The following is a 12,631-nucleotide window of genomic DNA, read 5'->3' on the forward strand; positions in this document are numbered from 1 at the left end:
ATTACCACCCTGGATTCTGGTTAAGTCGGAAATCAGGAATGATAGACGCATCTGTAATAGGTATCGGAAAAATTAAAAATTTATCCTGCCAAGCGTTCCTTCGTTCTACGACAAAACGATTATAGGAGAATTCTGACGTTTCGCCGCCATTAGCAACGCGCGTTAGCTCAAAATCATCAACAAACCCGGCAGACCCTCCCGGCCACCAACTGAAAATTGTCGCTGTTTCGGCAGTCGGTCCCGTCGTAAAACGAACCGTCTTCTGCACCCAACCGCCACCAGCGGACTGCAAAGCGTTTGTCTCACTATCGCCATGCTCCCGAACGCCCACAAGCCCCCATTCCGCCGTTGCCTTTACCCAGACACTCAGCATATAATCCGTATTAGGGGTCACGTTCACTTTCCGAAAAACATGGCCCCCATTCGGCATTGCTATTGCTGCGCTACCTGCGTAGCTGTCATCGGTTTGTACAGTAGCCTCTCCTTGTAGCGTCCATCCTTGATTACCATCTTCGAACCCAGCGTTGGATATATTGACTTTCCCTGCTCCAGTCTGCCTGATTTCCATCCCCGTAACGAGCTTGTCGGTTTGGTCGAGGATCTTCCATCTCCTGACATCCCAGAATCGGTGCTCTTCCCAAACCAATTCCACACGTCTTTCCCGTCGTATTCTGTTCCGCATCGATTCACGGTCTAACGCTGCCGGAAGATCAGGCATATCGGCCCGATTACGAATGGTATTGATGGCTTCATACACTTCGTTTGTCGGCCCGTTAACCTCATTTTCGGCTTCAGCAAAATTCAAATACAATTCAGCCAAACGGTACTTCTTGAATTTTGCCGCTGACATTTGGTTAATGGCCAACGATGGGTCGATAAACTTACGCAAATAATAACCGGTGTGCGTGTTTATCCGATTTGGAGCTGACTTGATTAGTTGATCCGCACCTCCGACAAAGGTCTCTACTACATGGACTTTGCCGTTGATATTGTCATAAGCTGCGCCGTTGTACCATACCGTCGCATAAAACCGAGGGTCTCGGTCAACATATGGATTCGCCTCATCATATCCTGAATCAGTATTAACGCTAGGAATAAGGTGATCCGCGTCCTCATATCCCAATATTGCAGGCATCCCCGTGCTTTTCATATCATAACTATCCACGAGCTCCTGTGATGGAACACTACCGATCATCCACGAACCGACTTTGCTGGGCAGTCCGGTGGTTGTAAGTGGGATATCACCGTCTTTTATTTCGAAAATCGTCTCCCGATCTCGGGGAGATACGTTTATGTCGGACGCATTTAGAAAATAATCACTGTAATCATCAGCAAGACGATACTGTCCGCCAGCTAGTAAAGCGTCGAGTCCTTCTTTTGCGGCGGACGCAGCAGCGCTCCATTTTTCTATCGAATTCTCTGGATTCCACAATGGACTTGCATTGTACAGTAACGATTGTGATTTTAGTATAAACGCCACAGCCTTACTAAACCTCCCCCGCTCGTTTCCTATCGTAATCCTAATGGGAAGATCCGGGCTAGCTATCACTTGGTTACATTCGTCTACGATGAAGTCTATACATTGCTGAAAACTAGGGCGCGTCAGTTGTGTATAATCAAAAGCAGGAGTGAAGGGTTCGGTCACAATAGGCATCGGCCCAAACTGCTTGATGAGTTCAAAGTAAAAGAAAGCTCTCAGCAGTTTTGCCTCGCTGACCTGTCGCTGCTTTTTTTCCTCATTTGCATAACTGACGCCATCTATGTAAGATAAAAACACATTCGCGTCCCTAATTCCTTGCCAAAACGTGGTATACCGATCCTGCCCTCTACCCGAACTGCCGGGTTGCGCTATAGGGTTGTAGCTAGGCGTCAAACTACCAATAACCCACGAGGATGCCATAGATGGCTGATTTCCTGTTTCACTGTCTCTTGCCTCATCGGTAAGACCAGCTAACCACGACCAACCAGCGTAATGAACAAAGTAGGTTGGTACCGACAAGTATACGGTGTTTAGATAAGCTTCTGCCTGTATTTCACTTGCGAATACGTCATCGATTGACATTCTCCCGTCGGGAGTGATATCCAAGGGATCATTAGTACATGACAGGAAAAACAAGCATGAAAATCCCCAAATTATAATCTTTTTCATAATTTAAAAAATAAAGTTGACACCGAAATTAAACATTCGAGTAATCGGATATGTAAATATGGAAGTTACCTCCGGATCAAAGTCGTTTACCGGCAACCGATCCCACGTTACGAGGTTCAAACCATTGGCATATAGACGCAAATTCTTCGCTCCGATTTTTTTAGACCATAGCTGCGGAAACGTATAACCAACTTCAACATTCTTTATGCGCAAATAACTGCCATCATTAATAAAGAACGAGTTTTGGATTTCGTTTGGATTCGTTTGTGTGGTTAATCTAGGGTACCGAATTGGATCCCCATTAGCGACACGTTCTTCCGTCCAACTTTCGAGATGACGCTCGCGAAAATTATTATGCCCAGTAGAAAAGACACCCCAGCCCCCGTAATACTGCGAGACGTTAGAAACGCCTTGAAGCAGCACACTTACATCAACGGCCTTATAGACAACATTCAGTGCTACTCCAAATTGATATTCCGGCACACTGGAATACCCAATTGGGGAAACATCCTTTTCATCAATTACGTTGTCATTATTGACGTCCACATACTTAAAATCACCGGGCCGCGGCTCGTGACCCGAGATATTTTGCTTCGGTGAATTCGCTATATCTTCCTCATCAGTGAAGTAACGATCGACAAGGTATCCGAAATTCTGACCGATACGAAAACCCGTTTGACGGTATTGATAAGCAAACGACTCATCCAATAAAGGTTCGTCGGCGAAAACCTGTCGATTGGTGGCGTAGTTTAAATTCAGTTTTCCCAAAATAGATAAATCTGAATTTATTGCCTTTTTATAATTCAATTCAATCTCGTATCCTTTATTTTCTACCACCCCAATGTTAACTGGAGGCAATACAGATGTAGGCAGCCCGTTAAGCACCGGAATCGTTCCCCGGTTGCGCAGGATGTTATCCCTTCGCTCCTGATAAACATCAACCGTGACATCAATGGCATTGAAAACTTTTAGGTCTACCCCTACATTCACCTTGTTAGCAACCTCCCATTGGAGTGCCTCATTCTTTAACAGCCTGGTAGTGACACGTTGCCCAAGTCCAAGACTGGATGAATAGCCGCCACCGCCAACCTGTACATCATCCAGGTAAAGAAAGCGCCTTGACCCGATCCGGTCATTACCGACTCGGCCGTAGGAAGCACGGACTTTCAAGTTATTCAAGAAGGAGACATCATCCATGAAGCTTTCATTTGAAATCATCCATGCTACGGAGAATGCGGGAAAGAAGCCAAACCGACGGCCCTTTTTGAACTGTTCCGACCCGTTATATCCCATATTGAACTCGGCGAAGTACCTTGAATCATATCCATACGTAATGCGATTGGATATGCCACGAAGATTATAAGGAAGCTGTGCGTCGATGATGTTTTTTTGCTGTTGATACATCAATAACCCTGTGAAATTATGTTTTCCTACCGAATTAGCATAGTTCAGGTAACCCTGAAAATTCGATAACGTTGTAAAATACCGCGCACCAGACAGGGATAGCGGCGTTGTTTTACTGTCACCCATATTCTGGAAACGGACTGTATAGCCTCCGTCTGCTGTAGGCTCAATTATTTGCACTAATTTCAGATACTCCCGGTTAGCCATCATGTTATTTGTGGTCTTCGAATCAAAAGACATCCAAGCTTTTGCAGACAATCCCTCGACAAACCAATTCAAATCTTGCTCCAACCCAAAAGTTGCCATGATGTTGTTTCTGGTTTGTTGGACATACCCCGATCGATTCAGTGAACCATATGGTGGATAAAACCCTCCCTGCCAAGTAACAACCTCTCCTTCGGGAGTAAGCGGTCCCGGCACGGTCGCGTTTTGGTCAACCGTTAGTTGTGCCAGGATGTGTAAGGCCGGAGAAACATCGGACAGAAAATCTAAGTCATTGTAGATTCCCGCGGGCATATTCTGCTTTTCCAGATACCCACCCAAATTTAACATGGCCTTCAACGATTTCGTCAATCGGATATCCACATTCGATCGGAAATTGTACCGGTCTAATTTAAATGAAGGATTATAACTCAAATCTTCTTCGGTGTTAAACATCCCACCCTGGTTTAAATACCCTGCGTTCACGAAATAATTGACGCGCTGGCCAGCGCCCGAGACATTGAAGTTATAGCGTTGCTGTGTTGAGTAGTCACGTAACAAAATACCTTTCCAGTCCGTGTTTGGGAAGCGGACTGGATCGTCACCCAACCGATAGTGCTCCAATATTTCTTCGGAAAAGGCATCCCCCATTCCGTCGTTTCTCTGCATCAAGTTTCTAGTTCGTGCGTAATCATATGAACTGACGAGCGATGGAAATCGAGGAAAATCCTGCGCGCTTACCTCGGTGGTAAAACTGATTTCGGGAACGTCAGATGTCCCTCGTTTGGTCGTTACCAAGATGACGCCATTTGCACCACGTACACCAAAAATTGCCGTAGAGGAGGCATCTTTCAAAATCGTTATCGATTCAATCTCATTCGGATCAATATAAGTGAGGTCGCGTTCTATGCCATCAACCAAAATAATGGGATTTTGGGCATTGATTGTCCCTTGCCCCCGAACAAATAACTGTGTAAGATCTCGGCCCGGTTCCCCACTCCGTTGAATAGCTGTCAAACCAGGTAGCCTTCCCGCTAGCGTAACGGCCAAGTTGGCAGCAGGGCTCTGTTTGATCTCTTTGGTTGAAATGGAGGCAATAGCACCTGTTAACGTCGATTTCTTCTGTGTACCGTATCCAACGATAACCACTTCTTCCAAAGCAGATTGGTCGCTCTGCAATGTGACGTTAATTACGGTGCGGTTGCCGACCTCGATTTCTGCTGGCGAATATCCAACGGCAGAAAAACGGAGTGTATCTCCCGCTGCTGCAACAATCGAATAAGTTCCCTCAACGGTAGTCGCTGAACTCACGCCTGTGTTTATAACGGTAACTGTAACCCCCTCGAGAGGAAGGTTTGCGTCGTCGGTGACCACTCCGCTGATTACTTCTTGGTGAGGATTATTTGCGCCGCCATGGTGTCCCAATATATGTATCGGGAGAGGCAGGGATTCTAGGGGTAGCAACATCGGTAAAAGTAGCGCTAAAACCGTGAAATGCCAGCGTTTTTGGAGCCCGGAGCTCGCTGATTTAGAATTATATTCCATAATTTTTAATTTTAAGATTAGTACCGGCAGGTGCCAGGATCGCTCTGCACACCCAATGTGTCTGTAATTGTGTCGCATAGTGACATTGTTTCATAATTTGACGTTAGTTAATCTGGTATAAAATTGGCTATGTTGGATTCATCTGGTTAGTTTTAAAGCCATCTATGGCAAAATACACGATATATAGATAACAAATAAGGGGTAAGCAAAAGGAAACACCCCAATCGAAACGATCGATTAACAATCCCTGTAGATAAGGAATCACGGCACCGCCCACGATTGCGGAAGAAAGTAAACCAGACGCCCGGGTAGTGTAAGCTCCTAACCCTTGAATCGAAAGTGAGAATATAATAGCAAACATAACGGCATTGCATAATCCGACGCCGACCATGCTCCAAACGGCTACATAACCCGAGGATACAATGGAAAGTATAATCAATGCAACGGAAGCCCCACCTACCCAACGGAGTACGATAGGTGACTTGACGCTTTTGAGCACCATCGCTCCAATCAATCTTCCAATCAACATTCCGCCCCAATAAAAAGCCACGTAATTATTAGCCCGGTGCTCTTCGATATGCAGCCGGTCTGCAACATAATTGGTGAGGAACGTACCAATAGCAACCTCGGCACCCACATACATGAATATGCCCACAAGGCCAAAATTTAAGTTGCGGAACGAGAAAATTCCCCGTTGAGCCGGACCATCCGTGGGCGACAACCGCGTCACATGATTGCTAATCTTTGGCAAGGAGAGCAAAGAAACCAGCAATGCGATGAGAAACAAGACTCCACCTATTGCCAAGTAGGGTATACTGACAGCATCGCTCGATGCATTGGATTCGGATAACCTGGACAGGATAAAGTGGGCCCCGAAAAGAGGGGCTACCGTAGTACCGATGGAACCCACACCTTGTATCAGCGTGAGCCGCGACGAGGCAGTTTCGGGCTTTCCAAGCAAGGTAATATATGGATTTGCCGCTACCTGCAATAGTACTATTCCAATAGCAAGCACAAACAAAGCACCAAGGAAAAGGGCGTACTGATGTAATAAAGCGGCCGGAAAAAACAACAATGCTCCCACCCCAGCTATCGCAAAACCGAATACCATTCCTCGTTTATAACCGACCTTCTCGACAATCCTTCCGGCGGGGATGGACATTACCGCATAAGTGAGGAAGAAGTAGAATTGCACTAACGACGACTCCGCGTAGTTTAGCGTGAACCCGGTTTTAAAAAATGGCACCAACGTGTCGTTCAAGCAGGTGATGAACCCCATCATGAAATACAGCACAGCCAATGCAATCAGCGCCGGTGTGTAGCGCCGTCCGTTGGTATCGCCCGTTATCGGATCATTTATCGTTGTGATCGCCATATCCGTTTTCTTATATTACCACAGCCTGTTGCTTCGCCGAAATGGCCTCCATCGTTTTCCACAGCTGAAACAATCCCCGCGGCACATGGAAACACCCTTTCCATTTACCACCTTTCAGCGGAAGGAGCACCTCGCCGCGGCGATTGAGGTAACCGTACCATTCGCCGCCTTCCGCATCCGGAAAATGGGACCACGTGTAGTCATGAAGTTTATTGAACCACCGGGCACACCGCTCATCGCCGGTATGCAGGTATCCTTTTGCAAAGGCAATCATTGCCTCGATATGTACCCACCACAGTTTTTGGTCCCACTCCAATTGCTGCATCGGCTTCCCTTTTACATCCAGGAAGTAAAAGATGCCACCATGCTTTCTATCCCAGCCATATTCGACAAGCTGTACGGCGATGTCGGTAGCTTTCTTCACCAATGCGGTGTCACCGATGCGTTTGGCAAGATCCATTACAAACCACATCGCTTCTAAACCGTGGCCGGGATTAACCAGCCGACCTTCAAACGAATCGGAAAACCGGCCATCAGCGGTAACGTTCTCCAGAACAACACTGAGTCCTTGTTGGTAGAACGTATCCATAACGGCTTGGATACCGTAGCGGATGGTGTCGTCCACCAGACTCGGTTCAATCAAGTGTTCGATCTCGAGTACCAGGTTACATAGAATCATGGGCAGTGCAAAATTCTGCAATGGCCGTGTATCCGGATATTGCTTATTGTATTTTCCCTTTGGATCGGACCGGCGTTTCAAGATATTATGAAACGTGGCTTTTGCAAGTGCTGCGTAGCTGTCTTGTCCCGTAGCTTTATATAACTGCCCGAAAGCCATCGCCGCAAAACAGTCTGAAAAGATGTTATACGGCTGCACCAAGGGCTTGCCTTCCCGGTTTAGGGCGAAATACCAGTTTCCCTCGCCATCCGTACCATGGGCTTCGAGGAAATTAGCACCGACCAGTGCTGCCTCAAGCCATGCTGGCCGCTTTTCAACGGTATTATAAAGCATCGCCAATGTCCAAACTTGCCGGGCCTGCAGCCAAATGAATTTATCAGTATCATAAACACAACCTGCCTCATCCAAGCAGGTGAAATAACCTCCATACTCGTTATCGAGCGAATTAGACAACCAAAAAGGAATTACATCGGTTAACAATTGGCGTTTATATAAGTCCGCCAGCGCATCAGCATTTGTCATATTTTTCCAGTTCACAATAATGAATATGGCTTATAATTTATGACTGCTAAATAAAAATATATATTTTAATAATCCAAATTAATTTTAAATTATTTTTTTAATTACTTACGTTTTATTAATTTATTTCGTTAATAAATGGCGATTGCTCCGTCAGAATAACCGATGAAGTTTCCCCGACAGGAAAAATAGGGTTATTTAACGGCGCTCCTATTGTCAATTTTTAATTTTTTTAAAAAAGCCTATATTTGCATACCGAAGGTAATACATATCCAATGACAACGACTTTCTTTGACGAACTGCACGGGGCCGAACTTTCAGGTGTGGCCTTCAAAAATGTGCGACTCAAAAAACAGATACTGGCCCATTTCGCAAATGAGGGGACCACAACGCTTGCTGACCTTAGTAAAGAGCTCAACGCGAGTATACCGAAGATAAGCGACCTCGTTAACGGACTCATTGCCGATGGGCTGGCCAAGGACTATGGAAAATCAGATTCGGGTGTCGGCCGCAGGCCAAATTTGTATGGTCTGGAGCCCGATTCAGCATTCTTTGTCGGTGTGGAGGTGAAAAACTTCCAGGTAAACATCGGCCTTATGGATTTCAAGCGCAACCTGATAAAGACTCGACAGGGAATCCCATATGCATTGAACAATACCGAAGATTCATTGCAAGCGTTATGTGCGATCATCGAAGATTTCATTAAAACAAGTTCCGTGGAACGGGAGAAAGTACTCGGAATCGGCGTTAACCTAGGTGGGCGCATCAATTACAAAACAGGATACAGCTACAGTTTCTTTAACTTCCACGAAGACCCACTAAGCAAAATCATAGAGGCGTCTATAGGTATCCATACCTTCCTGGAAAATGATTCACGGGCCATGGCTTATGGCGAATTCTGCAGCGGAGCGGTACGTGAAGAAAAAGATGTGCTTTTTGTGAATCTGGACCACGGCATCGGTATGGGTATTATGGTAAATGGGCAACTCTATTACGGCAAATCCGGCTTTGCGGGCGAGCTCGGACACATACCGACATTCAACAACGAAATCCTCTGCCACTGCGGAAAAAAAGGCTGTCTGGAAACGGAAGCTTCGGGAGAAGCGATCACCCGGATATTCAAGGAGCGACTCAATAAAGGGGCAACTAGCATCGTCACAAATAAACGTCCGTCGCCGGAAGAGATCAAATTGGAAGACATCATCGAGGCCGCTAATAATGACGACACCTTAGCCATCGAGCTCATTACCGAAGCCGGCGAAAAGATCGGCAAGGGCATGGCCACGTTGGTTAACCTCTTCAATCCCGAATTGATCATCCTTGGCGGCGCACTAGCATCAACGGGCGATTACATCCGGTTGCCCATTAAAAATGCGTTGAACAAATACTCGCTTAGCTTGGTCAACAACGATTCGCAGATGATCATCTCTAAACTGGGGCAAAAGGCCGGCGTTATAGGCGCCTGCCTGTTGGTGCGCGACCGCTTACTTGCTATTACTTCATAGCGCGTGGCGCCCAAAAAAAAACAGGCACCCCCTAATCGGAAGTGCCTGTTTGGCCAACGCTTCCTTTTAGCTAACGCCTCCGCGTGCAGCGCTGCAGCAGCCAGCTTACCGCGAAACTCACCGCCGCGCCGATGGCGGCCAGTACAGCAGTTTTCACCACGTCGTGTATGCCCAGCTGGGCCAATACGCTCAGTAGCGTGCCGCCGCCTGTGCCGATGCCGAGCCGGGCGTTAGTCGTTTTCATCGGCAGCTCCTTCCTCGTTTCGTACGCCGCCTTCCACCGCCTCCAGCACCCCGAGTGCCAGGGCGAGGTAACGCGCCACGACCACCACCTTGGGCGGCAGCTTCACCGGCGAGGCAATGATGAGTTGGCTGGCCAACGCCAGCGTTTCCTTGATCCTGTCGTAAAGTGTCGTCTCCCGCTCTTTGGGGAGATCGACTGTTTTTGTTGTTTCTTGCATATTTTTTAAGTTTTCTGTTTTGGCTTATCGCAACGCGTCTGCATACTCCCTACGCCAGGCCGCTTTTGCGATCATCCTAAAACCCTACCTCATTTTCCACGACCAGCCTGGTATTTCCTTGCTGAATCTCTTCCACCAACAGCGGGTACACGTACTTATACGCCGCTTCCGAGCCCATCACTTGGTAATCTCCATCCAGCCGTTGCCAATACGACCCCGTGAGCGGGCATCCCGCCGTTTCCGTATGGTAGTTTCCGATATGGATAAACACCAGCTGGAAGCTGGGTATTTCGGTAATCTCCACCATGCCCTCGTGCAGCTTCGGGAAGCGCTTGGCATACCTGGTGTTCATGCCCGACCAATGGTTGAGCGAGAGGCCATATTCGCCTTCGGGGATACAGGTCATCCCCGCGACCTTCTCCTCACGGACACGGTCTTCCAACAGATAGCAGCAGAAAAGGCCGCCGATGTAGAGGTGGCTGAGGGTACTGTGCTTCCCCTCGGCCACGCGTCTGATTTCAATTTGCTTACTCATCTTCGATCCTTATTTTCCCCAAGAACTGGCTGTCTGAAAACCGGGCGAGGTTACGCTCGGCCACAAAAGCATATACCAGCCATTCGCTGCCGGCGGGTTCTGCCGATATATCCACCGAGGCGGAACCTGTATGGCGATGGCTTTCGCCCACCAACAGGTGTTTGGTAGACTCCTGGTAAGCCAGCACAAAAACCCGGTCATCGCCGAAGGCCAGGCTTTGGGGTGCACCGGTATTCCACGAAACCCGCAGCTGTCCGTCCGTGTACGACGAAATAGTAGCCCCCAAGAGCCGTGAGAGGCCCCCCTGGCTTAGCCTAACCTCCGCCGGATTAATGGCGATATCGGGATATTGCCCAACAATGGCGTAGCGCGTGAGGTGGGATACCGCACGGTTCAACGAACCCGTTTTATTCCTCCCGTTGGTTTTGTTTGAAAAACCGAGGTATACGATTTCGCGCAGTGGCGTGAGGAAATCCATCGCCATCGCCAGTTTCGCCCGGGCTTCCAGTTGCTTGGCCGTCGGCGGTTTGGATGATTTCCGCGGCCGGCTCCGTAGGTAGTAGCCCGTGGTGCCCTTGCAGGCCACGACGTCACCTACCCTGCCCGAGAAGGTGAACAAGTCGATTAATTTTGCCATGTCTATGTGTTTTAAAAACCGGGGCGGCGAACTCCGCCCCGGTCGTGAAACTTCAATTGTTTACTGCCATGTGTATGGGCACTTATACCAACGTATGCGACCCCAAATGGATGGTGGCCGATACCCATCCCTCCCGGCCCACGGCAAACACCCAGATGTCTGCCTCATTGCCGGCCATACCTTCGTCGAGCGGGATTTCCACCGTCCCTGCCGAGCGCAGCTCAACGGTATCGGATGTATAGAAGAGGTTTTGGGTATGGTCGTGCAGTAGCACGTACACCTCATCGTCGCCGTGGCCCGTAAAGCGGCGCACCGACGGGTTCCAGTTTACGGTAACCACGTCGGGGTCTAGCGTCACCGTGGCGTTGCGCAGTGGTGGCAGTGCCCCTTTACTGAATTTGACCTGTGCATAGTCGATCGCGAAATCGGGATATGTGCCGGTCACGGCCGGCAGGTTGAGCGCCATGGCCCTGTTAAAGATCGTGGCCCGTGAATCGTCCACGTTGGCCAGCCCGATCTCGAGCAGTCCTTTCAGGGGAAGCAGGAATTCGCCCATGAGTCCGAATCGCTGCTGTTGCGCCAACTGGGCTTCACTGAAAGGCTTCGTGCGCTTCTTGCTCAGCCCTCGCATGTAGGGGATGCTGCGCCAACTGCTGCCGATGATGCTCCCCACTTTTCCGGAGAAGGTGCCGATGGCACCGTTTATGAATTTTGCCATGTTATTTCTATTTTTTGATTAAACCATATGCCGGGGCGGATACCGCGGATTTCCGCTACCGGCATGGCAAACATCGGGCATTGCATACGGGAAACCCAGCCCATGTCCGCAGGTGCCCGGAACTGTCCGGCGTTGTCCTGAAATGTCCGCAACACATCGGCATATATGCTCCCGAATGCCCTTTTATCCGTGCTGTATGCTTGGTCGGAACCTGGACGGGGCTCAGACGGGATTTAAACGGGGATCGGAAGCGTGCCGGCCGTCCAAGTTCCGGCCAAGACCCGCCTAAGCCCCATCGAGACACCCAAGCCGATTACAGGCCGAGTACAAGCGGGGCATAAAACAGGTTTACGCGGGATAGCACACAAAAAAACCCGCCGGTACCGGAAGGCGGCGGGTTTTTTCAAATTGTCGCAAGGTGATTGTCAACTGGGGGTGCTACCCCGCCCCGCTTCGATGATATCAGCCATCAGGTAATAGCTTTTCCCGCCGATGCGCAACGGACATAGCGTGCCCTGATCGTTGTAGCGGCGCAATGTGCGGTCCGTGATGCGCAGCATCTCCATCACCTCTTCGGGGTATAACAGCCCATGCCGTTGGGCGGGATTGCCCAAACCGGCCAATAGACGCTTGAGTAATTCGACAAGCAGATTCAACAAAGGCACAATAACGTCGGCTATGCCTTTCCCCTTATTGGGGTACGATAAATAAGCATTATTTTCCATAAGATTTCCTTTCAGTGTTTCTAATTGATTTCCGTATTCGGTATATGTTTGTTGACGGATAGATGTCCGGCACATCTATGTGCAAGGCAAAGTTAAACGGCTGGAGCATATACAAAACCATCATTTATAAGGGTCTTGCCAGCGGCAGTAACATTTAATTTTACACCGTACCAATTTT

The 12,631-nt window shown here is 48.6% G+C and carries 12 protein-coding genes; 2 read left to right on the forward strand and 10 right to left on the reverse strand.

What is annotated here, in order from left to right:
* Position 1: 1 nt before the first annotated feature.
* The 4 genes from VNQ80_RS08215 to VNQ80_RS08230 form a co-directional block, all read right to left on the reverse strand.
* Complete coding sequence (locus VNQ80_RS08215) at positions 2–2,149, reverse strand: RagB/SusD family nutrient uptake outer membrane protein (RefSeq protein ID WP_325637343.1); 2,148 nt, start codon at positions 2,147–2,149, stop codon at positions 2–4.
* A 3-nt stretch (positions 2,150–2,152) separates the two neighbouring features.
* Entirely contained in the window at positions 2,153–5,299 is a 3,147-nt protein-coding gene (locus tag VNQ80_RS08220) for a TonB-dependent receptor (protein WP_325637345.1), read from the reverse strand.
* 127 nt (positions 5,300–5,426) lie between these two features.
* Positions 5,427–6,674 carry a sugar MFS transporter gene (locus VNQ80_RS08225; protein WP_325637347.1) on the reverse strand — a complete coding sequence of 416 codons (1,248 nt, stop codon included), beginning with the start codon at positions 6,672–6,674 and terminating at the stop codon, positions 5,427–5,429.
* Positions 6,675–6,684: 10 nt separating this feature from the next.
* Positions 6,685–7,875: an AGE family epimerase/isomerase gene (locus VNQ80_RS08230; protein WP_414692989.1), complete on the reverse strand. Its 1,191-nt coding sequence runs from the start codon at positions 7,873–7,875 to the stop codon at positions 6,685–6,687.
* Positions 7,876–8,147: 272 nt separating this feature from the next.
* Here VNQ80_RS08230 and VNQ80_RS08235 point away from each other — a divergent pair, with 272 nt between their 5' ends.
* Entirely contained in the window at positions 8,148–9,377 is a 1,230-nt protein-coding gene (locus VNQ80_RS08235) for an ROK family protein (protein WP_325637351.1), read from the forward strand.
* 70 nt (positions 9,378–9,447) lie between these two features.
* Here the strand turns inward: VNQ80_RS08235 and VNQ80_RS08240 are convergent, their stop codons facing one another.
* The 5 genes from VNQ80_RS08240 to VNQ80_RS08260 all read right to left on the reverse strand — a co-directional run bounded on the left by VNQ80_RS08240 (position 9,448) and on the right by VNQ80_RS08260 (position 11,728).
* Positions 9,448–9,621: a hypothetical protein gene (locus tag VNQ80_RS08240; protein WP_325637353.1), complete on the reverse strand. Its 174-nt coding sequence runs from the start codon at positions 9,619–9,621 to the stop codon at positions 9,448–9,450.
* A complete protein-coding gene (locus VNQ80_RS08245; protein WP_325637355.1) occupies positions 9,608–9,838 on the reverse strand; it encodes a hypothetical protein in 231 nt (76 codons plus the stop codon). Before VNQ80_RS08245 ends, VNQ80_RS08240 begins: the two co-directional genes overlap by 14 nt.
* A 76-nt stretch (positions 9,839–9,914) precedes the next feature.
* Positions 9,915–10,373: a DUF5675 family protein gene (locus VNQ80_RS08250; protein ID WP_325637357.1), complete on the reverse strand. Its 459-nt coding sequence runs from the start codon at positions 10,371–10,373 to the stop codon at positions 9,915–9,917.
* The gene (locus VNQ80_RS08255) at positions 10,366–11,010 is read right to left on the reverse strand and encodes a DUF6266 family protein (protein WP_325637359.1); all 645 of its coding nucleotides are present in this window, start codon (positions 11,008–11,010) and stop codon (positions 10,366–10,368) included. Before VNQ80_RS08255 ends, VNQ80_RS08250 begins: the two co-directional genes overlap by 8 nt.
* A gap of 82 nt (positions 11,011–11,092) precedes the next feature.
* The gene (locus tag VNQ80_RS08260; protein WP_325637361.1) at positions 11,093–11,728 is read right to left on the reverse strand and encodes a DUF6266 family protein; all 636 of its coding nucleotides are present in this window, start codon (positions 11,726–11,728) and stop codon (positions 11,093–11,095) included.
* Positions 11,729–11,742: 14 nt separating this feature from the next.
* Here VNQ80_RS08260 and VNQ80_RS08265 point away from each other — a divergent pair, with 14 nt between their 5' ends.
* Positions 11,743–12,069: a hypothetical protein gene (locus tag VNQ80_RS08265; RefSeq protein ID WP_325637362.1), complete on the forward strand. Its 327-nt coding sequence runs from the start codon at positions 11,743–11,745 to the stop codon at positions 12,067–12,069.
* An 84-nt stretch (positions 12,070–12,153) separates the two neighbouring features.
* Here VNQ80_RS08265 and VNQ80_RS08270 read toward each other — a convergent pair whose 3' ends face one another.
* Positions 12,154–12,453 (reverse strand): helix-turn-helix domain-containing protein, encoded by a 300-nt coding sequence (locus tag VNQ80_RS08270; protein ID WP_325637363.1) that lies wholly within the window; start codon positions 12,451–12,453, stop codon positions 12,154–12,156.
* Positions 12,454–12,631: the final 178 nt, after the last annotated feature.

This window comes from Parapedobacter sp. (assembly GCF_035556095.1).
GTDB lineage: Bacteria > Bacteroidota > Bacteroidia > Sphingobacteriales > Sphingobacteriaceae > Parapedobacter.

Bases quoted from the DNA above. Each gene is read 5' to 3' on its own strand.
- VNQ80_RS08240 (WP_325637353.1), bottom strand. From the start codon at position 9,621: ATGAAAACGACTAACGCCCGGCTCGGCATCGGCACAGGCGGCGGCACG.
- VNQ80_RS08220 (WP_325637345.1), bottom strand. From the start codon at position 5,299: ATGGAATATAATTCTAAATCAGCGAGCTCCGGGCTCCAAAAACGCTGG.
- VNQ80_RS08225 (WP_325637347.1), bottom strand. From the start codon at position 6,674: ATGGCGATCACAACGATAAATGATCCGATAACGGGCGATACCAACGGA.
- VNQ80_RS08260 (WP_325637361.1), bottom strand. From the start codon at position 11,728: ATGGCAAAATTCATAAACGGTGCCATCGGCACCTTCTCCGGAAAAGTG.
- VNQ80_RS08235 (WP_325637351.1), top strand. From the start codon at position 8,148: ATGACAACGACTTTCTTTGACGAACTGCACGGGGCCGAACTTTCAGGT.
- VNQ80_RS08245 (WP_325637355.1), bottom strand. From the start codon at position 9,838: ATGCAAGAAACAACAAAAACAGTCGATCTCCCCAAAGAGCGGGAGACG.
- VNQ80_RS08270 (WP_325637363.1), bottom strand. From the start codon at position 12,453: ATGGAAAATAATGCTTATTTATCGTACCCCAATAAGGGGAAAGGCATA.
- VNQ80_RS08230 (WP_414692989.1), bottom strand. From the start codon at position 7,875: ATGACAAATGCTGATGCGCTGGCGGACTTATATAAACGCCAATTGTTA.
- VNQ80_RS08255 (WP_325637359.1), bottom strand. From the start codon at position 11,010: ATGGCAAAATTAATCGACTTGTTCACCTTCTCGGGCAGGGTAGGTGAC.
- VNQ80_RS08215 (WP_325637343.1), bottom strand. From the start codon at position 2,149: ATGAAAAAGATTATAATTTGGGGATTTTCATGCTTGTTTTTCCTGTCA.
- VNQ80_RS08250 (WP_325637357.1), bottom strand. From the start codon at position 10,373: ATGAGTAAGCAAATTGAAATCAGACGCGTGGCCGAGGGGAAGCACAGT.